Annotated in this window: 22 protein-coding genes, 1 tRNA gene and 1 CRISPR repeat array; of the genes, 22 read left to right on the plus strand and 1 reads right to left on the minus strand. The window is 40.6% G+C overall.

Annotated features, from left to right (window positions below; all coding sequences use genetic code 11):
* The first annotated feature begins 1 nt into the window (after nucleotide 1).
* The 16 genes from M1G14_RS02520 (at nucleotide 2) to M1G14_RS02595 (ending at nucleotide 17,053) form a co-directional block, all read left to right on the plus strand.
* Entirely contained in the window at nucleotides 2-361 is a 360-nt protein-coding gene (locus tag M1G14_RS02520) for a DUF3958 family protein (RefSeq protein ID WP_049474862.1), read from the plus strand.
* The gene (locus M1G14_RS02525; protein WP_247926247.1) at nucleotides 351-2,270 is read left to right on the plus strand and encodes a DUF3114 domain-containing protein; all 1,920 of its coding nucleotides are present in this window, start codon (nucleotides 351-353) and stop codon (nucleotides 2,268-2,270) included. The genes M1G14_RS02520 and M1G14_RS02525 overlap by 11 nt, the downstream gene beginning before the upstream one ends.
* A gap of 34 nt (nucleotides 2,271-2,304) precedes the next feature.
* A complete protein-coding gene (locus M1G14_RS02530) occupies nucleotides 2,305-2,838 on the plus strand; it encodes a cobalamin biosynthesis protein CobN (RefSeq protein ID WP_229100811.1) in 534 nt (177 codons plus the stop codon).
* A gap of 116 nt (nucleotides 2,839-2,954) precedes the next feature.
* Nucleotides 2,955-3,398, plus strand: coding sequence for a flavodoxin (locus M1G14_RS02535; protein ID WP_003007049.1), 444 nt, complete (start codon nucleotides 2,955-2,957; stop codon nucleotides 3,396-3,398).
* Between the two features lie 63 nt (nucleotides 3,399-3,461).
* Entirely contained in the window at nucleotides 3,462-3,734 is a 273-nt protein-coding gene (locus M1G14_RS02540; RefSeq protein WP_049523030.1) for a chorismate mutase, read from the plus strand.
* 46 nt (nucleotides 3,735-3,780) lie between these two features.
* Nucleotides 3,781-4,944, plus strand: a complete 1,164-nt coding sequence (locus M1G14_RS02545) for a chloride channel protein (RefSeq protein ID WP_193389409.1) — start codon at nucleotides 3,781-3,783, stop codon at nucleotides 4,942-4,944.
* A 123-nt stretch (nucleotides 4,945-5,067) separates the two neighbouring features.
* A complete protein-coding gene (rplS, locus tag M1G14_RS02550) occupies nucleotides 5,068-5,415 on the plus strand; it encodes a 50S ribosomal protein L19 (protein ID WP_003003254.1) in 348 nt (115 codons plus the stop codon).
* Between the two features lie 43 nt (nucleotides 5,416-5,458).
* A tRNA-Arg gene (locus M1G14_RS02555) sits at nucleotides 5,459-5,530 on the plus strand.
* A gap of 302 nt (nucleotides 5,531-5,832) precedes the next feature.
* On the plus strand, nucleotides 5,833-9,933 hold the full coding sequence (cas9, locus tag M1G14_RS02560) for a type II CRISPR RNA-guided endonuclease Cas9 (protein WP_247926248.1): 4,101 nt from the start codon (nucleotides 5,833-5,835) through the stop codon (nucleotides 9,931-9,933).
* A complete protein-coding gene (cas1, locus tag M1G14_RS02565) occupies nucleotides 9,933-10,799 on the plus strand; it encodes a type II CRISPR-associated endonuclease Cas1 (RefSeq protein ID WP_049523027.1) in 867 nt (288 codons plus the stop codon). Before cas9 ends, cas1 begins: the two co-directional genes overlap by 1 nt.
* The gene (gene cas2, locus M1G14_RS02570) at nucleotides 10,796-11,140 is read left to right on the plus strand and encodes a CRISPR-associated endonuclease Cas2 (protein ID WP_065427741.1); all 345 of its coding nucleotides are present in this window, start codon (nucleotides 10,796-10,798) and stop codon (nucleotides 11,138-11,140) included. The genes cas1 and cas2 overlap by 4 nt, the downstream gene beginning before the upstream one ends.
* Nucleotides 11,130-11,792, plus strand: coding sequence for a type II-A CRISPR-associated protein Csn2 (csn2, locus tag M1G14_RS02575; protein WP_049523025.1), 663 nt, complete (start codon nucleotides 11,130-11,132; stop codon nucleotides 11,790-11,792). Before cas2 ends, csn2 begins: the two co-directional genes overlap by 11 nt.
* A gap of 90 nt (nucleotides 11,793-11,882) precedes the next feature.
* Nucleotides 11,883-13,832: direct repeats of the CRISPR family, unit length 36 nt; unit sequence GTTTTAGAGCTGTGTTGTTTCGAATGGTCCCAAAAC.
* 50 nt (nucleotides 13,833-13,882) lie between these two features.
* Nucleotides 13,883-14,170 carry a hypothetical protein gene (locus M1G14_RS02580; RefSeq protein WP_239683031.1) on the plus strand — a complete coding sequence of 96 codons (288 nt, stop codon included), beginning with the start codon at nucleotides 13,883-13,885 and terminating at the stop codon, nucleotides 14,168-14,170.
* 287 nt (nucleotides 14,171-14,457) lie between these two features.
* Entirely contained in the window at nucleotides 14,458-15,426 is a 969-nt protein-coding gene (locus tag M1G14_RS02585) for a DUF6287 domain-containing protein (RefSeq protein ID WP_247926249.1), read from the plus strand.
* 169 nt (nucleotides 15,427-15,595) lie between these two features.
* A complete protein-coding gene (locus M1G14_RS02590) occupies nucleotides 15,596-16,087 on the plus strand; it encodes a hypothetical protein (RefSeq protein WP_003007074.1) in 492 nt (163 codons plus the stop codon).
* A gap of 153 nt (nucleotides 16,088-16,240) precedes the next feature.
* Entirely contained in the window at nucleotides 16,241-17,053 is an 813-nt protein-coding gene (locus M1G14_RS02595; protein WP_049523022.1) for a PrsW family glutamic-type intramembrane protease, read from the plus strand.
* A gap of 196 nt (nucleotides 17,054-17,249) precedes the next feature.
* On the opposite strand, the gene mnmE is transcribed toward M1G14_RS02595, so the two are convergent.
* A complete protein-coding gene (gene mnmE / locus M1G14_RS02600; protein WP_037607860.1) occupies nucleotides 17,250-18,623 on the minus strand; it encodes a tRNA uridine-5-carboxymethylaminomethyl(34) synthesis GTPase MnmE in 1,374 nt (457 codons plus the stop codon).
* A gap of 162 nt (nucleotides 18,624-18,785) precedes the next feature.
* Here mnmE and rpiA point away from each other — a divergent pair, with 162 nt between their 5' ends.
* From rpiA to M1G14_RS02630, 6 genes are all read left to right on the plus strand, one after another.
* A complete protein-coding gene (gene rpiA, locus M1G14_RS02605; protein ID WP_049497341.1) occupies nucleotides 18,786-19,457 on the plus strand; it encodes a ribose-5-phosphate isomerase RpiA in 672 nt (223 codons plus the stop codon).
* Between the two features lie 248 nt (nucleotides 19,458-19,705).
* Nucleotides 19,706-20,917, plus strand: coding sequence for a phosphopentomutase (locus tag M1G14_RS02610; protein WP_049522569.1), 1,212 nt, complete (start codon nucleotides 19,706-19,708; stop codon nucleotides 20,915-20,917).
* Between the two features lies 1 nt (nucleotide 20,918).
* Nucleotides 20,919-21,464 (plus strand): DUF1697 domain-containing protein, encoded by a 546-nt coding sequence (locus tag M1G14_RS02615; protein ID WP_049474872.1) that lies wholly within the window; start codon nucleotides 20,919-20,921, stop codon nucleotides 21,462-21,464.
* A gap of 12 nt (nucleotides 21,465-21,476) precedes the next feature.
* Nucleotides 21,477-22,286, plus strand: a complete 810-nt coding sequence (locus tag M1G14_RS02620; protein WP_003007090.1) for a purine-nucleoside phosphorylase — start codon at nucleotides 21,477-21,479, stop codon at nucleotides 22,284-22,286.
* Between the two features lie 4 nt (nucleotides 22,287-22,290).
* Nucleotides 22,291-23,523 carry a chloride channel protein gene (locus M1G14_RS02625; protein ID WP_193389403.1) on the plus strand — a complete coding sequence of 411 codons (1,233 nt, stop codon included), beginning with the start codon at nucleotides 22,291-22,293 and terminating at the stop codon, nucleotides 23,521-23,523.
* The gene (locus M1G14_RS02630; protein WP_186821440.1) at nucleotides 23,523-24,233 is read left to right on the plus strand and encodes a type 1 glutamine amidotransferase; all 711 of its coding nucleotides are present in this window, start codon (nucleotides 23,523-23,525) and stop codon (nucleotides 24,231-24,233) included. The genes M1G14_RS02625 and M1G14_RS02630 overlap by 1 nt, the downstream gene beginning before the upstream one ends.
* Nucleotides 24,234-24,487: the final 254 nt, after the last annotated feature.

The raw sequence follows: 24,487 nt of genomic DNA on the forward strand, positions 1-24,487 counted from the left end.
GATGAATCACGATCAACAACTATCGGAATTAAGAATACAAGAAGACCAACTTTCCCAAAAAGAAAGAGAAATTGTAAGAGAAAAAAGAAATCTGGAAGATGAGTTGAACCGCTTTGAGGGCTATAGGTCTGATGCGCACCGTTATTTATGGGATGCATTTGAATCCTATCCTTCCTCTAGAAATTTTTTTGACCAACTTCAAGAGGGATTTCTTCATGAATCGCGAAAAATTTCAAATAGTTATTTAGAAGAGCTGGATGAATTAGCTATTCAAAAAAGAAAAGTCGAAGATGATTTAAATGATATCTATCATGAACGGAAAAAATTAATGATTGAAAAGGAGTGTGACGATGGGAATTGAAGTTTATCGCGGTAGTTTGGATAGCCAAGCTAGTAGCACAGGTACTATGATTGAGCAACAATTGAAAGCCTATGAATCACTAGAAGCATCATTAACTCAAATAGAAAATTCTGCCTCGCGCTTGTCTGGCCAAGCTTACGACTCTTTTAGAAGCTTTGTGACAAGTGTTGTCCAGCCATTGAAGGAGGCCGGAGTAGCTTTAGCAGAAGCTACACAAGAAAGTGTGAAGAAGCTTCCAGCATCCTATCGCTCGGAGGTGGCTGACGAGGACTTACAGGAAGAAAAGTTGGTTTCTGATATTGAACAGTGTGATCGGATGATTGCTATCTTTCATGCAGAGATCAATGAAATTGCTGCTAGTAAATCGACTAGTGCTGGAGATTTTCAACGGTTGCAGAGATTACAAAGGATTCAAGGATTAAATGTATTAAATGGTATTTTTCAGGCTGCTAGAAACAAACTACAAGAAAAATTAAATAAACTCAGAGCATTTAATGCGACATCGCCAAGTATCTTCTGGGAAATTGATGTCTTAGCCCAAGCTATTCAAATAGCTGTCAATCAAATTAACGTAGCGTGGGATCCAAATACTGGAATGTATTCTATTCCAAAGGATTTATCCTGGTCAGATCTCGTAAATGAAACGATTAAGAATAAAGAGTTTGAAAATGAATATTTGCCAAAGAAACCAAAGGATGTAACAGCGTTTGAATATAACCAATTTCTTACGGGATTACGTGAACAATCAGTGAACCTTAAAAAAATAGATGGCTGGGATAAGGACGCTATCAAAGGTTATGTCAAAGGCGTTTCAAAAAGAACAGCTGATATCAAGACAGGCAGTGAGTTAAATGCAAGGAGAGATGCTTTGTATGCGGAAACCAAGGAGATTGGATCCGATATCTATACAGAGATGTACGCTAGTAGTAAACTCGATTTAGAAGCGAAAGTAAAACTTGTTCTTAAGCAATTAGGTGCAGAAACGGATGGTAATCAGTTTATGCATTTGACAAGCAAAACGCATAAGATTTCAGAGAACCTACCACCACACGGTGATTTCAACATGTATTTCAGACGTGATGTTGTAAAAGCATTCGGTGATAAACATCTTAATTACAAAGAAGATTTACTTAGGCAGCAAGTCCATTTCTTCCGCTACTATCTGGATCGTCAAGCGATTTACTATATTCGGAGTCACTACGAAGGCGCAAATGATTACGAGAAACTGTTAGCATATGGTAAAGAAAATAATATTGAATTTGATTACACAACCGGCTCTAACTACCATAATCGCTTTACTCCTAAAGATGGCTTTAAACGTCCCTATAATATGAAGGTTCAAGTCCCTCAGGGCAATTCAGCTAAAGGAAAAGATTTGAACAATGCGCGGATGGTGGAGTTTATTGTGAATTTAGATACCGGCGAGTTTGAGAGTCAATGGGATGCCTATGACAATCATAAACTAGCAGATGGTCGCTATGATTCCAATCCAGGAAAATATTCTAATGAAGAATTAAGAGAAATCGCCAATACGGAGTCCTTTAACTATGGTCCCTCAACAGGTCAAAATTCAGATGTTACTAAGTTTTACGAAGGTAAACATGGAATGCTCGATGTGGATGGCACTCCTGAACCAGCTACTCGAGTTAGAGCTAAAGAGTTATTCCGTTATGAAAAAGACTTGGGCAAAAAAGATGAAAATACAGGACATGTTGGTCAATTTGCGGATATTGTAAGGAAAGGGAACCAAGATTATGAAACATGGCAACGAAATACAAAAGGAATGTCAGAAGAAGAAAAAGTGGAAGAGTATAATAAATTTAAGAAATCTCTTAATGGCAGTGCTGATAATAATACTGGCTATTATGACTATACTCAAAGTCAATTCTATCCGAAAGACCACCAGTAGTGCGTATGATATTTTACAGAAACAGAGATTTGTTTTGGTACAAGATAAAAATGACTGGGGAAAAGAGTGGAGTACTGGAGTAGGATTTGATTTAAAAGATAAGGAATTGTACAATTCGTATTTTGCAGTTATTAAGAGGAATAAATTATATGGTGGTTATGGAAATTATGGAACTAAAGAAATGTACCAACGTTCTTTTAACAGAGAAATATCATCCATTTTAGTTAATCTGAAAATTTCACCAGATGAAATCAAAAAGAATAATTATCAAATTACACGCTCACCAGATTCTTTAGTAAATAAAGAATTATTGAAAGAGGAATATCCGCCAGAATTTGAAGGTAGATATTCTATCAAGGATAGTCAGTTTTCCAAAGTTCGTATCACCTACAACAAAGAATTCTTACCCACTAAAATCGAATGGTACTATAAGGGTGAAGAAGGCCTCAAATGGTACACTTGGCGCACCTATTCGTATCCCTTCAAAAATAAGGCTAATTTTGATAAGAAATTAGATGAAGAAATTAAAACTATTAAAGCAATTCAAGAAGAAAACGAGGGCGATTAGGTTGAATCGGTCCAAATTCTTGAAACGTGTCCCTTCTTTCAGCTTATCGGGAAAGGTTTCGTGCAAAATGCTTGAAAAAGTGGTATAATACGGGAAATAGCTTTTGGGAGGAAATTATGACTGTAGCGAAGATTGTTTTTGCTAGTATGACTGGAAATACTGAAGAAATCGCTGATATCGTAGCGGACAAATTCCGTGATCTTGGTGTCGAAGTAGATGTGGATGAGTGTACAACTGTGGATGCGGAGGACTTCCTTGATGCGGATATCGCAGTAGTAGCGACTTATACATACGGCGATGGAGAGCTTCCAGATGAGATCCAAGATTTCTACGAAGATTTGGCTGGCCTTGATCTCAAAGGCAAACTTTACGGTGTTGTAGGATCAGGTGATACCTTCTACGATGAATTCTGTAAAGCAGTTGATGATTTCGACCGTTGCTTCGCTGCGACTGGTGCTGAAAAAGGTTCTGAGTGTGTCAAAGTTGATTTGTCTGCAGAAGACGAAGACATTGAAAAATTAGAAGCCTTTGCAGAAGAACTTGTAGCAAAAGCAAATTAATGACAAAGAGGCTGGATAGATGGATTACAGCCTCGATTTATATCCAAAATAAAGAGGAGACACATGGATTTAGATCAGATTCGTAAGGACATTGACCAGATCGATCAAGAGCTTGTAGCCTTGCTGGAAAGACGGATGGTCTGTGTCGGTCAGATTGTAGAATATAAGGAGCAGCAGGGCTTGCCAGTGCTCGATCAAGGAAGGGAGAGAGAAGTGCTTGAGAAAGTCGGCTCTCTCGTGACGGATGAGCAGTATCGGGCGACTATTCAAGCTCAGTTTCAAGATATGATGAAGCGCTCGAGAGATTACCAAGAGGAGGTGAGGGTGCGTGACTAGTCTATCGATCAAGCAAAAAGCACAACAGTATGTGGTCCTAACAGGTATGGCTCTTTTCATTGGACTCTTGGTTGGTGCCATTGACATGATTTTTGGTCAAGGTCTTCTTCTGATTGGAGATTTCCGAAGTCAGCATTGGCCCTTGATTCTTTTTCTAGCCATAGCGGGTCTTGTCATCGTTTATCTTTATAAACGTTTTGGTGGCAAGGCTTCAAAAGGGATGGGCCTCATCTTTGATGTTGGACACGCGCGTGAGGAGAAAATCCCCTTGGTCTTGGTGCCTTTGATCATGCTGACGACCTGGATGAGCCATCTCTTTGGTGGTTCGGTCGGTCGGGAAGGTGTAGCGGTCCAGATCGGAGCGACCCTTTCGCACCGTTTTGCCCGTCATATCAAGATCCCAGATGCTTCGCGTATCTTTCTCATGACTGGGATGGCAGCCGGTTTTGCGGGGCTCTTTCAGACGCCGCTCGCAGCAACCTTTTTTGCCCTTGAAGTCTTGACAGTTGGGGAGTTGCAGTTGATGGCTCTCTATCCAGCGCTCATTGCCTCAATCGTGGCTAGCTTCACCTCTCATGCCCTTGGTTTAGAGAAATTTGCTGTGCCACTAAGAGAAACGCTGAGCTGGACACCAGAGACCTTGATCAAAGTTGCCATTCTTGGCCTGGCTTTTGGCCTTGCTGGGAAACTCTTTGCAATTAGCCTTTCCTGGTTGAAGAAAACGGTCGCTCAAGTCTTGCCCAATCCTTATATCCGGATTGCCCTTATAGGGGCCGGACTCAGCTTGGTCCTCTTGACCCTCCAGCTGACCAAGGTCGGCACTTATAGTGGACTTGGAACCAATCTGATTGATGTAGCTTTTCATCAGGGCAGTGCGCAGAGTTATGACTGGATCTTGAAGCTCCTCTTTACCGTAGTGACGATCTCTGCTGGATACCAAGGAGGAGAAGTGACACCGCTCTTTGCGATCGGAGCTACACTTGGAGTCTTTCTTGCTCCGATGTTAGGTCTACCAGTCTTAGTCGTGGCCGCTATCGGATATGCCAGTGTCTTTGGCAGTGCGACGACGACCTTGCTCGCACCGATCTTAATCGGAGGAGAAGTCTTTGGCTATGCCAACCTGCCATTCTTCGTCATTGCTTGCGCCATCGCCTATTGCCTACCAAAAGAGTGGAGCATTTATTCCGGTCAAAAAGTTGCGAAAAAGTAGAGAAAAGAGCTTTACAAACCTGAAATTATCTGATATGATAGTTTCTGTGCGTAATGGAAGCACAAAAATACAGTTTATCCGCTGAGGGAGGTCCCTCAAGATTGACGAAGATAGGAGAATAAAATGAATCCATTAATCCAAAGTTTGACTGAAGGTCAACTTCGTACTGATATCCCTGCATTCCGTCCTGGTGACACTGTTCGTGTACACGCGAAAGTTGTCGAAGGATCTCGTGAACGTATCCAGATCTTTGAAGGCGTTGTTATCGCTCGTAAAGGTCAAGGACACACTGAAATGTACACTGTTCGTAAAATCTCTAACGGTGTCGGTGTTGAACGTACATTCCCAGTACACACTCCACGTGTAGAAAAGATTGAAGTTGTACGTTACGGTAAAGTACGTCGTGCGAAATTGTACTACCTTCGTGCATTGCAAGGTAAAGCAGCTCGTATTAAAGAAATCCGTCGTTAAGACGAACAAGGAGGCGGGAGTGATCTCGCTTCTTTTTTTATCGGTCCCCTTAGTTCAATGGATATAACAACTCCCTCCTAAGGAGTAGTTGCTGGTTCGATTCCGGCAGGGGACATAAAGAAAAAGGAACTCGTGCATGCGAGTTCCTTTTTTGTGTAAGAAAGAAGTTAATAATAGATGGAATATCTCCATATAATGAATTGATTTTTGAGGAAGGAAGGAGTAAAATGTAGTTAATATAATGACTAATTAGGGATAGATGAAAATAGGCACAAAAAAAGCACCGAATCGGTGCGCACTTTTTCAAGTTGGATACGGACAAAGCCTTATTTTAACTTGCTGTGTTGTTTCGAATAACCCCAACACTATTATTCTACAACTTTATCATCGCAAATGCAAGACATAAAGGAGAAAATTATGAAAAAACCATATTCAATTGGCTTAGATATCGGTACAAATAGCGTAGGCTGGGCAGTTATCACAGATGATTACAAAGTTCCAGCAAAAAAAATGAAGGTTCTTGGGAATACCAACAAGGAGTCTATTAAGAAAAACTTAATAGGTGCACTTCTTTTTGATGCAGGAAATACTGCTGCAGATCGTCGGTTAAAAAGAACTGCCAGACGTCGCTATACAAGACGTCGGAATAGAATTTTGTATTTACAGGAAATATTTGCTGCAGAAATGAATAAAGTGGATGAGAGTTTTTTCCATCGCTTAGATGATTCATTCCTAGTTCCTGAAGATAAGAGAGGAAGTAAATATCCAATTTTTGGAACCTTAGAGGAGGAGAAAGAGTATCATAAACAATTTCCAACCATTTATCATTTGAGGAAGATTCTTGCAGATTCGAAAGAGAAAGTTGATTTGCGTTTAATCTATTTAGCTTTGGCACATATTATTAAATATCGTGGGCATTTCTTGTATGAAGACTCATTCGATATTAAAAATAATGATATTCAAAAAATCTTTAACGAATTCACAATTCTCTATGATAACACTTTTGAGGAAAGTTCACTTAGCAAAGGAAATGCACAGGTAGAAGAAATTTTTACCGATAAGATTAGTAAATCTGCTAAAAGAGACCGTGTCCTAAAACTATTTCCTGATGAAAAATCAACGGGTTTATTTTCTGAGTTTTTAAAATTAATTGTTGGGAATCAAGCTGATTTTAAGAAACATTTTGACTTAGAAGAAAAAGCTCCACTACAATTTTCTAAGGATACTTATGAAGAGGACTTGGAAAGTTTGTTGGGGCAAATTGGGGACGTATATGCTGATCTTTTTGTTGGGGCTAAAAAACTCTATGATGCCATACTACTAGCAGGTATATTATCTGTTAAAGATCCTGGGACAAAGGCTCCACTATCTGCTTCTATGATAGAACGTTATGACAATCATCAAAATGATCTTTCAGCATTAAAACAATTCGTAAGAAGAAATCTTCCAGAAAAATATGCTGAAGTTTTTTCAGATGATTCTAAAGATGGATATGCTGGATATATTGATGGAAAAACTACTCAAGAAGGATTTTACAAATATATCAAAAATCTCATTTCTAAAATTGAAGGAGCAGAGTATTTTCTTGAAAAAATTGAACGTGAAGATTTTTTGAGAAAACAACGTACTTTCGATAATGGTTCAATTCCTCATCAAATTCATCTTCAAGAAATGAATGCCATTCTCCGGCACCAAGGAGAATATTATCCATTCTTAAAGGAGAACAAAGATAAAATTGAACAGATCCTAACATTCCGTATTCCTTATTATGTAGGCCCATTGGCACGTGGCAATAGTGATTTCGCTTGGCTTAGTCGAAACTCTGATGAAGCAATCCGACCATGGAATTTTGAAGAGATGGTTGATAAATCAAGTTCTGCTGAAGACTTCATCCACAGAATGACTAACTATGACCTGTATTTGCCAGAAGAAAAGGTTCTGCCTAAGCATAGTCTTCTGTATGAAACTTTTACAGTTTATAATGAGTTGACAAAGGTGAAATACATTGCTGAAGGGATGAAAGACTATCAATTTCTTGATAGTGGACAGAAGAAGCAAATTGTCAATCAATTATTCAAAGAGAAAAGAAAAGTAACTGAAAAAGACATCATTCATTATCTACACAATGTTGATGGATATGATGGAATCGAACTAAAAGGAATTGAAAAACATTTTAACTCTAGTCTTTCTACTTATCATGATTTGCTCAAGATTATCAAAGATAAAGAGTTTATGGATGACCCTAAAAATGAAGAGATTTTTGAAAATATCGTCCATACTCTCACAATCTTTGAAGATCGAGTGATGATCAAACAACGCCTTAATCAGTATGATTCTATCTTTGATGAAAAAGTGATCAAAGCACTAACTCGTCGGCATTATACTGGTTGGGGAAAACTTTCTGCTAAACTGATTAACGGTATCCGTGATAAAAAAACCAGCAAAACGATTCTTGATTATCTGATTGATGATGGTTACAGCAATCGTAACTTTATGCAGTTAATTAATGATGATGGACTTTCTTTCAAAGAAACTATCCAAAAAGCACAAGTGGTTGGTGAGACCAATGATGTGAAGCAAGTTGTCCAAGAACTTCCAGGAAGTCCTGCCATTAAAAAGGGAATTTTACAAAGTATTAAAATTGTTGATGAACTTGTCAAGGTTATGGGCCATGCTCCGGAGTCTGTCGTAATTGAAATGGCGCGTGAAAATCAGACTACTAATAAAGGAAAAAGTAAGTCACAACAACGCTTGAAGACACTCTCAGATGCTATTTCTGAACTCGGAAGCAATATTCTAAAAGAACATCCAACGGATAATATTCAACTTCAAAACGACCGTCTCTTCCTTTACTATCTACAAAATGGGAAAGATATGTACACTGGAGAAGCTCTTGATATCAACCAATTGAGCAACTATGATATTGACCACATCATTCCACAGGCCTTTATAAAGGATGATTCTCTTGATAATCGTGTTTTAACTAGTTCAAAAGATAATCGTGGTAAATCCGATAATGTTCCAAGTCTTGAAATAGTTGAAAAGATGAAAGGTTTTTGGCAACAATTATTAGATTCTAAATTGATTTCAGAACGTAAATTCAATAATTTAACCAAGGCTGAACGAGGTGGATTAGATGAACGTGATAAAGTTGGTTTTATCAAACGCCAACTAGTTGAAACACGACAAATCACAAAACATGTTGCACAGATTTTAGATGATCGCTTCAATGCAGAAGTGAATGAGAAAAACCAAAAGCTTCGTAGCGTTAAAATCATCACTTTGAAATCAAATCTAGTTTCCAACTTCCGTAAAGAATTTGGATTATATAAGGTACGGGAAATCAATGACTACCACCATGCACATGATGCATACTTAAATGCAGTGGTAGCTAAGGCTATTCTTAAGAAATATCCTAAACTAGAGCCTGAATTTGTCTATGGTGACTACCAAAAGTACGATCTTAAGAGATACATTTCAAGAACCAAAGATCCTAAAGAAATTGAAAAAGCAACAGAAAAGTATTTCTTCTATTCAAATTTATTAAATTTCTTTAAAGATAAAGTATATTATGCGGATGGCACTATCATTCAGAGAGGAAACGTTGAATACTCTAAAGATACTGGCGAGATTGCTTGGAATAAAAAGCGTGATTTTGCTATTGTCCGTAAAGTGCTTTCTTATCCACAAGTGAATATTGTTAAAAAAACTGAGGAGCAAACTGGAGGTTTCTCTAAAGAATCTATATTACCTAAAGGGAATTCTGATAAGTTAATTCCAAGAAAAACTAAGAATGTTCAATTAGATACTACGAAATATGGTGGTTTTGATAGCCCTGTTATTGCTTATTCTATTCTATTAGTTGCTGATGTAGAAAAAGGAAAATCAAAAAAATTAAAAACTGTTAAGTCTTTAATTGGCATCACTATAATGGAAAAAGTTAAATTTGAGGCAAATCCAGTTGCTTTTCTTGAAGGTAAAGGGTATCAAAATGTTGTTGAAGAAAATATCATACGGTTACCTAAGTATAGTTTGTTTGAGCTTGAAAATGGGCGGAGACGGATGCTAGCAAGTGCCAAAGAACTTCAAAAAGGAAATGAAATGGTGCTTCCATCGTATTTAATAGCCTTACTTTACCATGCTAAAAGAATTCAGAAAAAAGACGAACCAGAGCATTTGGAATATATCAAGCAACATCATAGTGAATTTAATGATTTATTAAATTTTGTATCTGAGTTTTCACAAAAATATGTACTTGCAGAGTCCAATCTAGAGAAAATTAAAAATTTATATATAGATAATGAACAAACTAATATGGAAGAGATTGCAAATTCATTTATCAATCTGTTGACCTTCACTGCATTTGGTGCTCCTGCCGTCTTTAAATTCTTTGGAAAAGATATTGAAAGAAAACGCTACTCAACTGTTACGGAAATTCTTAAAGCTACCCTTATTCATCAATCTCTCACAGGCCTTTATGAAACTCGGATCGACTTGAGCAAATTAGGAGAAGAGTAATGGGCTGGCGTACAGTAGTTGTAAACACTCATTCTAAATTAACCTATAAAAACAATCATTTAATTTTTAAAGATGCATCTCGGACAGAACTAATCCATCTGTCTGAGATTGATATCTTACTTCTTGAAACAACTGATATAGTCTTTTCGACCATGCTTGTAAAACGGCTTATTGATGAGAATGTGTTAGTGATCTTTTGTGATGATAAAAGACTTCCAACTGCCCATTTAATGCCTTATTATGGACGTCATGATTCAAGTTTACAATTATCTAAACAGATTTCTTGGAATGAAGAAACTAAAGGTTTTGTATGGACAAGCATCATTTCTCAAAAGATATTGAATCAAGCAATATATTTAGGAAGTTGTGGTTTTTATGAAAAATCACAATCTATCATAAAGTTATATGACGGGTTAGAAATTTTTGATCCAAATAATCGAGAAGGACATGCTGCGCGAATATATTTCAATACCTTATTTGGAAATGATTTTAGTCGTGAGCAAGATAATGATATCAATGCTGCATTGGATTATGGGTATACTTTATTAATGAGCATGTTTGCGCGTGAGATTGCGTTATCAGGCTGTATGACTCAGCTAGGATTGAAGCATGCGAATCAGTTTAATCAATTTAACCTCGCAAGTGATATTATGGAGCCGTTTCGACCAATTATTGATCGTATTGTATATGAAAATAGAGGTTCAGAATTTGTAAAGATCAAAAGAGAATTATTCTCGATATTTTCAGATACTTTTCAATACAATGATAAAGAAATGTACTTAACGAATATTGTCAGTGATTATACGAAGAAAGTCATTCAGTCATTAAATAATCCTGAGAAAGGGGTTCCTGAGTTTAGGATATGAGTTATCGATATATGCGAATGATTTTAATGTTTGATATGCCAGTTGAAACAGCAGAGGAGAAGAAAGCCTACCGTAAATTTAGGCAATTTCTGATTGATGAAGGATTTATCATGCATCAGTTTTCTATCTATAGTAAGTTGTTGCTAAATAATTCAGCAAATAATGCAATGATTGAACGATTAAAAAACCATAACCCTAAAAAAGGGAGTATTACATTGCTGACAGTTACGGAAAAACAGTTTTCCCGTATGATTTATTTATGCGGTGAAAGAGATACAAGTGTAGCAAATTCAGATTCACGTTTAGTATTTTTAGGAGAGGAATTTTCAGATGAAGATTAATTTCCCTATATTAGATGAGGCAATAACGATATCAAATGCTACCTTCTTAGCTCTTGAAGATCAGCAAGTATTTTCAGAACTTGTGAAGCAATTTTATCAATACAATGGTGATAGTGATTTAAAGATATTTGACTCTCGTCTGATATCATTAAAAGAATCCGAACTTCTGGTAATAACTGATATTTTAGGCTATAATTTGAATTCAATTTCCATGCTAAAATTGATTCATACTGATTTAGAAAATCAATTGAATGAAAAACCAGAAGTGAAGTCAATGATAGAGAAATTAGTCGTAACAATTACGGAATTATTAGCTTATGAGTGTTTGGAGAATGAATTGGATCTAGAATATGATGAAATCACTATTCTAGAGTTGATCGAAGCATTAGGTGTTAAAGTAGAAACAATAAGCGATACTGTATTTGAAAAGTGCATGGAAATTGTACAAGTTTTCAAATATCTATCTAAAAAGAGACTCCTTGTTTTTATAAATGTAGCTGCTTACTTATCAGAGAACGAAATTGAAAGTTTAATAGAATATATTGGATTAAATCAATTATCTGTCTTATTTTTAGAACCAAGGCAAGTCTACAATTTTCCCCAATTTATACTAGATAAAGATTATTTCTTAAATGCTGAAAATATGCTATAATAGCAGTAATGACGGGATTCAGACGGACTGAAGTCTAGCTAGGACGAATGGCGCGATTACGAAATTTCGAAAGAAAAATCATTCTACGAGGTTTTAGAGCTGTGTTGTTTCGAATGGTCCCAAAACATCCATAAAGCACTACTTACACGAGCATCTGTTTTAGAGCTGTGTTGTTTCGAATGGTCCCAAAACTCTCGCAGAATCTCGCAAATGCTATCGTTGGTTTTAGAGCTGTGTTGTTTCGAATGGTCCCAAAACCGGAAGATTTAAATATAAAAATCATTGACGGTTTTAGAGCTGTGTTGTTTCGAATGGTCCCAAAACGATGCTAAGGCTAGCATCCGTGAACGTGCTGTTTTAGAGCTGTGTTGTTTCGAATGGTCCCAAAACTTTGACCATTTCGTACGATACATTCAATGTGTTTTAGAGCTGTGTTGTTTCGAATGGTCCCAAAACTTCAATACCTGTATATATGGACCCGATGGAGTTTTAGAGCTGTGTTGTTTCGAATGGTCCCAAAACGTTACCTCCAGATGATTCCCCACCGTCTTTGTTTTAGAGCTGTGTTGTTTCGAATGGTCCCAAAACATTACTTGAATCCGTTTCAAATGTGCGCATGTTTTAGAGCTGTGTTGTTTCGAATGGTCCCAAAACTACACCTTTCTTGTTGTATGCTCTACAACTGTTTTAGAGCTGTGTTGTTTCGAATGGTCCCAAAACAAATACTGATCAGGTTGAAACATGGGACCGGTTTTAGAGCTGTGTTGTTTCGAATGGTCCCAAAACGCTGCAAATAATAAATAGATAAAGTTTTGTGTTTTAGAGCTGTGTTGTTTCGAATGGTCCCAAAACATTTGCTAAGGGCCTTGGAACGATTGCTAAGTTTTAGAGCTGTGTTGTTTCGAATGGTCCCAAAACGTTATCAAGAAGTCAGTATCGACTGGCTAAGTTTTAGAGCTGTGTTGTTTCGAATGGTCCCAAAACGCGATTCGGGCGCCTGATACGGTAAAATCAGTTTTAGAGCTGTGTTGTTTCGAATGGTCCCAAAACGTGGACCGAAGCAGGAGATAAAGCCAAGGAGTTTTAGAGCTGTGTTGTTTCGAATGGTCCCAAAACTGCCTTTGGGATAATCCAGCGATTAGCCCTGTTTTAGAGCTGTGTTGTTTCGAATGGTCCCAAAACACTAAAAGCCCTTATAAGATCATACATAGAGTTTTAGAGCTGTGTTGTTTCGAATGGTCCCAAAACGTAAAACGCTAGTTATTGACACGATCGATTGTTTTAGAGCTGTGTTGTTTCGAATGGTCCCAAAACCCAGTTGATCGGTAGCCTCGTTCAAGGCGTGTTTTAGAGCTGTGTTGTTTCGAATGGTCCCAAAACGTGTCATGTACACGAACCACCGGCCAGCATGTTTTAGAGCTGTGTTGTTTCGAATGGTCCCAAAACATGTCATTACTGAGTTCGACAAGATGAGCAGTTTTAGAGCTGTGTTGTTTCGAATGGTCCCAAAACCTAGTGTCTGGTAGCGTTCCGGCTTTCTTTGTTTTAGAGCTGTGTTGTTTCGAATGGTCCCAAAACAAAGAAAGTTCAGAAGTCGCTTCCAACTCTGTTTTAGAGCTGTGTTGTTTCGAATGGTCCCAAAACATTCGGGCGTACTTGCTGATATTCAGTTAGGTTTTAGAGCTGTGTTGTTTCGAATGGTCCCAAAACACTTTTTCCATCGTCAGTCTCAGAAATAAAGTTTTAGAGCTGTGTTGTTTCGAATGGTCCCAAAACAAGAAGATATTGATTTTATTACAGCGGTATGTTTTAGAGCTGTGTTGTTTCGAATGGTCCCAAAACACGACCTTCTACAAGGTAACCATTGATACCGTTTTAGAGCTGTGTTGTTTCGAATGGTCCCAAAACCATCCGTGGAGGAAGACTGACAGCAAATTCGTTTTAGAGCTGTGTTGTTTCGAATGGTCCCAAAACCATCTAATAGGGCATTTAGCGGGTCAATTTGTTTTAGAGCTGTGTTGTTTTGAATGATCCCAAAACTTATTTTTTGTATGATATAACAGAATATTTTAAAAATGAAGGTTTTTTCTATGGAAGGTGATGTGTTTTTTGATTATTATTTAAAATCACTTAGGTTTTATTTTGGTGATAGGTGTAAGGAAATTGGATTTATAAAATTTTTCAAAGATGAAAACAATAGTTTTATTACTATAGAGGATTATGTTTTGGAATCATTTGTAGTATTGTCAAATATTTTGAGTACGGATAGGATTGTGTTTTCTTGTGGAATTATTCATAGTAAGGGGGTAGTTACTGGAGTAGAAGTATGTATGAATGTATCAGAGTTAGAGAGATTAAATAAATTGTATAAGATATAGTTTTGATGAATATTAAAAAACATAAGGGTATTTATCTACGTGGGATGTGTGGAGTGATAGGATTAATGTTTCCTAGTTCTAGAGCTCTGTTGTTTTGAATGATCCCAAAACAAGAAAAACAAAAAATGATTGTCTAGGAGCTCGATACATTGAGCTTCTTTTTCTTTAGAAATTCAAATCATAATTTTACAGACTTTTATGTCATTAATTTATTTCCCCCCTCCGCTTTTTCTTTGACTCTCCTTTCTTATTTTTCTAAAATAGTAGGTATGTGAAGGGAGATTGATATGAAAAAAGGTTTGGTAATTGTGCTTTCTGCTTTGGTCTTGGCTTCGTGTGGTCGTCCTCAGAGGACGGTGTCGCCTAAGAGTTCGGATACCAAGCAGACCAGCACTTCGGAAAAGAAACAGTCTGGTATGGATTTGAAAGCCATTAAGGCTAAGGACTACTCGAGTATCAAGGGGACTTGGATCGATGGTCGTGGCAATGAGCTGGTCTTTGATGACAAGGGCTTGGTCAGCGAGGATGTTGAGCTTGATGCATCGAGCTTTAAGCAGAAGGACCAGATCGCTGAGATGACGGTTAGTGCCAAGTCGGGTGTTGGTGGCTACGGTCTCTTGCTCCTTCCAAAAGGTCAGAAAGCGGGCAAAGACGATGCTTCGGATAAGTCTAAGGATCGGATCTGGGCTGGTCAGTCACCGGCTTATGGCGATGATGGCAATTTCTATTATCGCAAGAAAGAGCAGCCGAAAGATCGGGAACAAGCTGATACAGATGATAGCAGTAGTACGTCTAAAACGAGTAAGGCTAAGAAGTGGAATACTCGCCCGGATGGCGAGGTCAAATCTTCGAAGAAGGCAGATCAAAATGATTATCCAGGCTACACCGATGCTCAGGTCGAAGCTGCGCGTGTCTGGGCTTATGTGATCAAGTCTGTACCGACAGAATTGAGTATTAATGAAAAGAGTGCTGGTACAAAAATTTACTTTGGTGGGCTAGGAGTTGACTATCCTAAAGATGTTCGTCAGCTGTTTACACCAATTTCTGCAGAAGGTCATGTGACTTATGCATCCAACGGTGATGGGACAGTGACGATCTATCCTGTACCGAGCCACTGGCAACAGTCTGCGGATGAGCTTAATAGTGAAGAGTTTATGACGCAATTTACCCAAGGGATCTTGGACCATGCTGAAACGGTGACTTTGCCAGATGGGGATCCAGACATGATTCGCCAGATTCTTGCAGTACTGAAGTAAGAGAGATTATGGTAGAATAATATTAGATAAAAATTTTTTAAACTATTAAAGTTCTAATGACCTATTAGGTTATAAGATTAAAGGTTTGGAATATCTTTTACAGGAAGCTTATGCAATTTTGGTCAATTACAGGTCGTTTTCTACTTGTAAAAATAAAAGGAGAAAATCTATGAAAAAAACTATGTTTGCAACAATGACCATTCTCTCGCTATTTCTGTCATCGTGCGCGCAAAAAGAAGTGAAGAATGAAGACAAAAAAGAGCAGTCTACTGAACAGAATGTAAAAGATTCTACAAAGGAAAGTAAAGAATCAGTGGTCAAAGGGATGAATCAAGCCCCTACCTCATTGGTTGGAAATGAAAAACCTAATGTAGTATTTGCTTATATGCTTCAAAATCAAATCAATGGCGAAATTGAGATGGCGAAAGTGTATTATAATGAAGAGTATGTGATCCTTGTCTTCTCTGTATCAGAAAATATGCTATCTTTAGCAAATATAAATCCAAAAGATTATTGTAAGACGCTTTTTGATTTAAAAGAAGAGATAGTAAAGCAATACAATGCAACTCAAAACAAACCGAGCAGTATAAAACTTAAAATATATGATAAAGATGAGAAGCTCTTGGCGACGGAGGAAAATGGAGCGTTGGTGATTAAGTAACTAAATTTAGTCAAACATTTGTCGCCATCTACGTTTTATATTTTTCTCACTAATCCACATTTATTGTTTTTTTAAGCTGATCCTGTTACAATGATAGTACTCGGAAAAGACTGGGCTTCCAGCCTTTTTCATTTCACTTTAGAAAGGTCTTTTATGAAACGCAAATCGATTTTGTTTCTCTATTTACTCTTGCTAGCGATCGGCCTAGCCTATGAGACCCAGTCACTGACAGAAGGCTGGATGTCTGGTAGTCAGTATGGGATTGTGGGACTTTCTACCCTGATCCTTTTGGTCTATGCGCTTCCTGCTGTCTGGGCCCTCTTTCATTTTGCTAAGAAGTGGAAGTTGTCTTGGGTACCGGTTCTCTTTTCTCTATTAGGTGGGGGCTTTGTTGCCGGTTGGTTGTCTAGCTTTGCCAATACCTATTTCCATGACATGATTCAAGCGATCGCTCCAAATAGCGACTTTTGGAACCAGTACGAGAGTGCCATCGCTGCGCCTCTCTTTGAGGAACCCTTTAAGTTGATTCCGATCTTCTTTGTCCTCTATTTGTTCAGTGTTCGTCGCATCAAGTCGATATTCCTCTTAGCTATTGCGTCTGGTCTTGGCTTCCAGATCGTAGAGGACTTTGCCTATATCCGTCAGGATCTGCCGGAAGGTTTCTCTTACACGGTGTCAGGGATTCTCGGTCGTGTGGCTAATGCGCCCATGTCTCACTGGGTCTACACAGGTCTTGTTATGCTAGGGCTCTTCTTGATTGTCCAAGCAAGCAGAGGACGCAAGGATCTACGTCTATCAGGCTGGGGATATTTAGTAGCAGGGTTTGGACTCCATTTTGTTGGCAATTCACCCTTCTCACAAATCGTGACCGAGTTGCCGATTGCGATTCCAGTCTTGAATGCTACGGGGCTCTTCCTAATCTACCAAGCTTATCAAGACGTCGAGCGATTAGAACAAGCAAAATAAAACAAAGAAAGAATGAGAGTGGGACAGAAATCGGTAATTCGTTAGAATTCGATTTCGTCGTCCCACCTCCGCACAGTTGAGTAGGGCTGTAAAAGCTGATGAAATCAGCGTAGTAGAGCCCACTCAACCACTGCGTCTTGCTCGACAATCCAAAAATAATTAAGAGGCTAGGACTTTTGTCCCAGCCTCATTTTTGTTATTTTCCAAGACAGAACTGGCTGAAGAGTTGGGTGATGAGCTCATCTGGTGCAGCATCCCCAGTGATTTCTCCGAGGATTTCCCAGGTGCGGGTGAGGTCGACTTGAAGCAGGTCTACCGGCATACCGAGGGCCAAGCCTTCGTTGACCGCTTGCAGGCTTTCAACAGCTTTCTCGATAAGGGAGATGTGACGGGCATTAGAAAGATAAGTCGCATCTTGCTCAACCAGCCCAGCATTTTCGAAGAAGAGGGCGTTGATCCGGTCTTCGATTTGATCGATGTTTTGGTTTTTCAGAACGGAAATCTTGATATGATCTTCCGGCAGTTGGTCGATTTCGATCTTCTCTGGGAGGTCGACCTTATTGAGGAGAATGATACGGTTGCTGTCTTGAGAGATTTCAAGGAGTTGGCGATCTTGATCAGTCAAGGGTTCGCTGGCATTGAGGACCAGAAGAACCAGATCAGCTTCCTTGAGGGCTTTTTTCGAACGTTCGACACCAATTTGCTCGACGATGTCTTCGGTTTCCCGGATCCCGGCTGTATCGACTAGCTTGAGGGGAACCCCGTTGATGTTGACGTATTCCTCGATAACGTCACGGGTGGTTCCTTCGATATCGGTCACGATAGCTTTTTCTTCGCGAAGAAGATTATTGAGGAGGCTGGACTTGCCGACGTTTGGTCGACCGATGATAGCAGTAGAGATCCCTTCACGCAAGATCTTACCGCGACGGGCAGTCTTGAGGAGGTTGGTCAAGAGGGCTTCAAATTCACTGGTCTTTTCCCGGATGATCTCAGTGGTTGCTTCTTCGACATCATCGTACTCAGGATAGTCGATGTTGACTTCGACCTGGGCCAGAGTATTGAGGATCTCTTGGCGCGTGTTGTTGATGAGGTCAGACAGTGAGCCATCGAGTTGCTTAACGGCGATGTTCATAGCCTTGTCGGTCTTGGCGCGGATGATGTCCATGACGGCTTCGGCCTGGGTTAAATCGACCCGACCATTTAGAAAGGCCCGCTTGGTAAACTCACCAGGCTCAGCCAAACGAGCTCCTTCACGGATGACCAATTGCAAGATTTCATTGGTTACGGCAATCCCGCCGTGGGTGTTGATCTCGATGATGTCCTCACGGGTGAAGGTCTTCGGCGAGCGCATGGCTCCCACCATGACTTCGTCAAGAATCTCGTCCTTATCAGGATCCACGATATGGCCGTAGTTGAGCGTGTGGCTCGCCACCTTGCTTAAGTCTTTTCCCTTAAAGATTTTTTGCGCAATGGCAAAGCTGTCGGTTCCGCTCAAGCGGACGATTCCGATAGCCCCTTCACCGAGAGGAGTCGAGATGGCAGCAATGGTATCAAATTCTTTAGTAATCATGTCATTTCTCTTTTCCTGTAGATTCATCTCTATTCTATCGTAAAGTCAGCGGACGGGCAAGATTTTGCTTTTAGAACTAAAAGATGGAAAGGTTTTCAAATAATTAGTGAAATCTCTTTCAGAATATGCTATACTGTAATAGAATATAAAAGGAGGTCTATGATGGTAAACCTAAAAGAACAGGTAGGAATTAAAGCGGCTGAGTTTGTCAAAGACGGCATGATTGTCGGTCTCGGTACAGGGTCAACTGCTTATTATTTTGTGGCTGAATTGGGTCGTCGCATCAAAGAAGAAGGCTTGCAGATCACAGCTGTCACAACGTCGAGTGTGACCTATGATCAGGCTGAAAGTTTAGGCATCCCGCTCAAGGCTATCGACGATGTCGAAGTGGTCGATGTGACAGTGGATGGCGCAGATGAAGTGGATCCTCAATTAAACGGGATTAAAGGGGGCGGTGGGGCTCTCCTCATGGAAAAGATCGTCGCAACCAATTCAAAAGATTGCATTTGGATCGTGGATGAATCCAAACAAGTCGCAACTCTTGGGGCTTTCAAACTTCCAGTGGAAGTAGTGCAATACGGAGCTGAAAATCTCTTCCGTCACTTTGAGCAAAAAGGTTACCATCCTGCTTTCCGTATCGCGGATGACCAACGTTTTGTCACCGACCAAGGCAACTTTATCATTGACTTGGATCTCAAGGTGATCGAGGATGCAGAAGCTCTGGCCAATGAACTGGATCACACCGTAGGCGTCGTAGAGCACGGTTTATTCTTGAACATGATTTCAAAAGTGATTGTAGGGACACCAGATGGTCCTGTCATCATAGAAAAATAGAGAGTGGGACAGAAATCGGTAATTCGTTAGAATTCGATTTCGTCGTCCCACCTCCGCACAGTTGAGTGGGGCTGTAAAAGCTGATGAAATCAGCGTAGTAGAGCCCACTCAACCACTGCGTCTTGCTCGACAATCCAAAAACAATTGAGAGGCTAGGACTTTTGTCCCAGCCTCGGATCAAATAACGGCTCTCTTCTTATAGGGATATGGTATAATATAGCTAGTTTAATAAAGGAAAGAGGCAGTATATGTCAAAATTTAAACGCATGCACTTAGTTGTGCTGGATTCAGTTGGGATCGGTGCTGCACCAGATGCCAATAACTTTGTCAATGCAGGAGTTCCAGATGGAGCATCTGATACATTGGGTCACATCTCTAAAACCGTCGGTTTGAATGTACCAAACATGGCCAAAATCGGTCTTGGAAATATTCCTCGTGAAGTACCATTGAAGACTGTGCCAGCTGAAAGCAACCCAACTGGTTATGCGACAAAATTGCAAGAAGTCTCTCTTGGGAAAGACACCATGACTGGTCACTGGGAAATCATGGGGCTCAACATTACAGAACCGTTTGATACTTTCTGGAATGGTTTCCCTGAAGAAATTTTGACTAAAATTGAAGAATTCTCAGGACGTAAGGTCATCCGTGAAGCCAACAAACCTTATTCTGGTACAGCGGTTATCGATGACTTTGGACCACGTCAAATGGAAACTGGCGAGTTGATCATTTATACATCAGCAGACCCTGTGCTTCAAATCGCAGCTCACGAAGACATCATTCCTTTGGATGAACTCTACCGTATCTGTGAATACGCTCGTTCCATCACTTTGGAACGTCCAGCTCTTCTTGGTCGAATCATTGCTCGTCCTTATGTTGGGGAACCTGGAAACTTCACACGTACAGCCAACCGTCGTGACTTAGCTGTTTCACCATTTGCGCCAACTGTTTTGGATAAGTTGAACGAAGCGGGTATTGATACCTATGCAGTTGGTAAGATCAACGATATCTTCAACGGAGCTGGTATCAACCACGATATGGGCCACAACAAATCAAATAGCCACGGTATGGATACCTTGATTAAGACCATGGGACTTCCTGAGTTCCAAGAAGGGTTCTCATTTACCAACTTGGTAGACTTTGATGCTCTTTACGGTCACCGTCGCAATGCTCACGGCTACCGCGATTGCTTGCATGAATTTGACGAACGCTTGCCAGAAATTATTGCAGCTATGCGTGAAGATGATCTCTTGATGATCACTGCAGACCACGGGAATGACCCAACCTACGCTGGTACAGACCATACGCGTGAATACATCCCATTCTTGGCTTATAGCCCATCTTTCAAAGGTAGCGGCTTGATTCCAGTTGGCCACTTTGCGGATATCTCAGCTACTGTGGCGGAAAACTTTGGTGTTGAGAAAGCCATGATCGGAGAAAGCTTCTTAGATAAATTGGTCTAAGATGATGCTCTTTGCTCTCCTCGTAAGAGGAATCAATGTTGGCGGCAAAAACAAGGTCGTGATGGCAGAACTTCGAGAAGAGCTTCAAACGATCGGGCTGGATGGGGTAGAGACCTACATCAATAGTGGCAATATCTTCTTTGAATCTGCTGGTTCTAAAGCAGAATTGGTGGATTTGCTGGGACATTTCTTTTGTGATCACTACCCCTTTATCCAGTCTTTTTCTCTCTTTTCAGCTGAGGACTATGCGCAAGAACTCGCTGCTCTACCAGCCTGGTGGCAGGAGGATCTGGCCCGCAAGGATGTTCTCTTTTACACAGAAGGCCTCGATCAGGATGCTGTCTGGGAGCTGGTCTCTTCTTTTTCGCTCGGTGATGAAATCATCCATCGTGGGAATCTAGGGATCTACTGGGGCAAATACTCAGAAGAGACCTATACAAAGACCGCTTACCACAGACAAGTCCTCAAGATGCCGGATTACCGTCTTTTGACCATTCGCAATGCCAATACATTTGACAAAATTGGCCAATTTTTAAGGAAATCATAAAGGAGATATGCAATGACATTATTAGCAAAAATCAATGAAACAGCTGCTTTTTTGAAAGGCAAAGGAATGGAAGCACCTGAGTTTGGCTTGATCCTTGGATCAGGTCTTGGAGAACTGGCTGAAGAAATCGAAAATCCAGTCGTAGTAGACTACTCTGAAATTCCAAACTGGGGTCGTTCAACGGTTGTCGGCCATGCGGGTAAATTGGTTTATGGTGATCTTGCTGGACGCAAGGTTTTGGCCCTTCAAGGACGTTTCCACTTCTACGAAGGAAACCCACTAGAAGTAGTGACTTTCCCAGTTCGTGTCATGAAAGTTTTGGGATGTGAAGGGGTTCTTGTTACCAACGCTGCCGGTGGTATCGGCTTTGGTCCTGGTACTTTGATGGCCATCACAGACCACATCAATATGACTGGTCAAAACCCATTGATCGGTGAAAACTTGGATGACTTTGGTCCACGTTTCCCAGATATGTCAAAAGCCTACACTCCAGAATATCGTGAGACTGCTCATAAAGTAGCAGACAAATTGGGTATCAAATTGGATGATGGGGTTTATATCGGTGTGACTGGTCCAACTTATGAAACTCCAGCTGAAATCCGTGCGTTTAAGACACTTGGCGCAGATGCTGTCGGAATGTCAACCGTTCCGGAAGTCATCATTGCAGCACACTCTGGTTTGAAGGTTCTTGGTATTTCATGTATTACCAACTTTGCGGCTGGTTTCCAAGAAGAGCTCAACCACGAAGAAGTGGTAGAAGTGACAGAGCGCGTCAAAGGCGACTTCAAAGGATTGCTGAAAGCGATTCTTGCTGAACTCTAATCCAATGAAAGTACGACTCCAAAGTCTGCCCTACGGACTGAGGTTACTTCTAGCTACTTTATCCTTGGGAATAGGAACAGGTCTGGTCGGAATTGCCTGTCATTATCTACTAGAAGGAGTGCAGGGACTGGCCTTTGGCCAAGCTAGTTCCGATTTACTCCATCAATTCCAAGAAGCTGGAGGTCTCCGTAGATTTCTGGTCTTGTGTGTGACTGGGTGCTTGGCAGCTGGCTTCTGGTATCTCCTGCAAAGGCGTTATCAGATCCTGTCTATTCGCCAGCAAATGGACTTACCTGGAGACAGGGAACCAGCGCCCTTAGCCCACCTCCTTCATGCAGGGATGCAGGTGGCAATTGTCGGAGCAGGTGCATCGGTCGGAAAAGAAGGAGCCCCACGTGAGATCGGGGCTCTTCTAGCTGGTCGCTTGGCGAAGGGATTCTCACTAGCTCTCAAAGAGCGAAAAGTCTTGATCGCCTGTGGGGCTGGAGCTGGTTTGGCTGCGGTCTATCAGGTCCCCTTTGCCAGTAGCTTATTTGTCTTTGAGACCTTAGGACTCGCCTACAGTTGGCAGAACTTTCTACTGGTTTTGACCAGCACTTATCTGGCCACCTGGGTCGCTCAGTCCATCGTTGGTCAGGAGGCCATTTATCACCTGTCCGCAGTTTCATGGTCGGCTAGCAGTTTCTTACAGGCTATTGTGATTGCTTTCTTAGTCACTCCCTTGGCTCTGGTCTTTGCTTTCCTCGCCAAGCGGGCTAGTCACAAACGGCGGAAGGACGGGACGATTCTTTTGGCTCTTCCTCTAGCCTTTCTAGTCTTGGGGAGCCTAGTAGCCTTTTTCCCTATCTTTATGGGAAATGGCCAGGTACTAGCGCAAGCCCTCTTATCTAGCCAGTCGATTCCTTATCTTCCACTGACTCTTGCAGTGAAGGGGCTTCTGGTTTATCTCCTCTTGCGCAATGGTGCCTATGGGGGAACCTTGACACCATCATTTGCCCTTGGGATTGGATCTGGCTATTTAGTGACCTTGCTTTTGACAGCCCTTGGGATTCATCTGGATCCTGCTCTAGGGATGTTACTTGGAGCGACCGTCTTTTTAGGAACGACCCTAGAAGCTCCTTTAACAGCTATTGCCCTAAGTCTTGGATTTACAGGCCAACCTTTGAGTTTGACAATCCCGCTTGTACTTGCGGCTGGTTTGTCTTACGTGATTCGAAAAAGATGGGAGAAGAAATAATGAAGGTACATTTTGTACTGCATGAAACCTTTGAAGTACCGGGCGCTTATCTAAAATGGGCGCAGGAGCGTGGTCATCAAGTGACCACGACCAAAGTCTATGAGAATGAAGCTTTACCAGAGACAGTGGATGAGATTGACTTCTTAATTGTGATGGGAGGTCCTCAATCGCCAGATGAAGATCGGGAAGCTTTTCCATACTACGATCCTCAGGCAGAGATCGAACTGATTCAAAAGGCCATGAAGGCAGATCGTTATATTGTTGGAGTCTGTCTGGGTGCCCAGCTCCTGTCTGTTGCTTATGGAGCGGAGTATGAACACAGTCCAGAACGTGAGATTGGGGTTTATCCTGTGACCTTGACGCCTGAAGGACTTACAGATCCACATGTCGGTGAGTTTGGAGAAACTCTTGAAACTGGCCACTGGCATGGCGATATGCCAGGATTGACAAAAGATGCTGTTGTTCTTGCGACCAGTCAAGGGTGTCCACGTCAGATTATCCGCTTTAGTCCGAAACATTATGCCTTCCAAGCTCACTTGGAATTTGATCCAGAAGCAGTCAATCTCTTGATTGCTGCAGACGGGGAAGATGTTATAGAAAAACAAAGTCAAAAATTGACCTTTGTTCAAAAACCTGAAGCCATTCGTGCTTACGATTATCGAGAAATGAATGCCAAACTCTTTACGTTTTTGGACTCATTAACAAAATAAATATAAAAGAAAGGTAGAGCATGTGTTCTAATTTGAACACGAGCGGAAAGCTCGGAAAATAGATAATCTGACTGAGAAATCAGGATTTCTCGTCAGATTCCTAATTTTCAGTCGCTTTCTGGTCGCTCTCCTAATTACTCAATAAAAAAAGAAAGGATGGGTTTACCGTATTCGCTGAACTGAATACGGGCGGAGAACTGTGTAAAAAAGATAAACTGTCTAGCATCTGCGATGCGTCGTCAGTTTCCTATTTT

The sequence above is a fragment of the Streptococcus parasanguinis genome (assembly GCF_023109675.1).
Lineage (GTDB): Bacteria > Bacillota > Bacilli > Lactobacillales > Streptococcaceae > Streptococcus > Streptococcus parasanguinis_I.

Excerpts from the sequence above, each read along its gene's own strand:
- M1G14_RS02545 (WP_193389409.1), top strand. The coding sequence starts at position 3,781 with ATGGCTCTTTTCATTGGACTCTTGGTTGGTGCCATTGACATGATTTTT.
- cas9 (WP_247926248.1), top strand. The coding sequence starts at position 5,833 with ATGAAAAAACCATATTCAATTGGCTTAGATATCGGTACAAATAGCGTA.
- M1G14_RS02630 (WP_186821440.1), top strand. The coding sequence starts at position 23,523 with ATGAAGGTACATTTTGTACTGCATGAAACCTTTGAAGTACCGGGCGCT.
- M1G14_RS02585 (WP_247926249.1), top strand. The coding sequence starts at position 14,458 with ATGAAAAAAGGTTTGGTAATTGTGCTTTCTGCTTTGGTCTTGGCTTCG.
- M1G14_RS02580 (WP_239683031.1), top strand. The coding sequence starts at position 13,883 with ATGGAAGGTGATGTGTTTTTTGATTATTATTTAAAATCACTTAGGTTT.
- M1G14_RS02615 (WP_049474872.1), top strand. The coding sequence starts at position 20,919 with ATGATGCTCTTTGCTCTCCTCGTAAGAGGAATCAATGTTGGCGGCAAA.
- cas2 (WP_065427741.1), top strand. The coding sequence starts at position 10,796 with ATGAGTTATCGATATATGCGAATGATTTTAATGTTTGATATGCCAGTT.
- M1G14_RS02595 (WP_049523022.1), top strand. The coding sequence starts at position 16,241 with ATGAAACGCAAATCGATTTTGTTTCTCTATTTACTCTTGCTAGCGATC.
- csn2 (WP_049523025.1), top strand. The coding sequence starts at position 11,130 with ATGAAGATTAATTTCCCTATATTAGATGAGGCAATAACGATATCAAAT.
- M1G14_RS02610 (WP_049522569.1), top strand. The coding sequence starts at position 19,706 with ATGTCAAAATTTAAACGCATGCACTTAGTTGTGCTGGATTCAGTTGGG.
- M1G14_RS02535 (WP_003007049.1), top strand. The coding sequence starts at position 2,955 with ATGACTGTAGCGAAGATTGTTTTTGCTAGTATGACTGGAAATACTGAA.
- M1G14_RS02525 (WP_247926247.1), top strand. The coding sequence starts at position 351 with ATGGGAATTGAAGTTTATCGCGGTAGTTTGGATAGCCAAGCTAGTAGC.
- M1G14_RS02620 (WP_003007090.1), top strand. The coding sequence starts at position 21,477 with ATGACATTATTAGCAAAAATCAATGAAACAGCTGCTTTTTTGAAAGGC.
- M1G14_RS02590 (WP_003007074.1), top strand. The coding sequence starts at position 15,596 with ATGAAAAAAACTATGTTTGCAACAATGACCATTCTCTCGCTATTTCTG.
- rpiA (WP_049497341.1), top strand. The coding sequence starts at position 18,786 with ATGGTAAACCTAAAAGAACAGGTAGGAATTAAAGCGGCTGAGTTTGTC.
- M1G14_RS02520 (WP_049474862.1), top strand. The coding sequence starts at position 2 with ATGAATCACGATCAACAACTATCGGAATTAAGAATACAAGAAGACCAA.
- cas1 (WP_049523027.1), top strand. The coding sequence starts at position 9,933 with ATGGGCTGGCGTACAGTAGTTGTAAACACTCATTCTAAATTAACCTAT.
- rplS (WP_003003254.1), top strand. The coding sequence starts at position 5,068 with ATGAATCCATTAATCCAAAGTTTGACTGAAGGTCAACTTCGTACTGAT.
- M1G14_RS02625 (WP_193389403.1), top strand. The coding sequence starts at position 22,291 with ATGAAAGTACGACTCCAAAGTCTGCCCTACGGACTGAGGTTACTTCTA.
- mnmE (WP_037607860.1), bottom strand. The coding sequence starts at position 18,623 with ATGATTACTAAAGAATTTGATACCATTGCTGCCATCTCGACTCCTCTC.
- M1G14_RS02540 (WP_049523030.1), top strand. The coding sequence starts at position 3,462 with ATGGATTTAGATCAGATTCGTAAGGACATTGACCAGATCGATCAAGAG.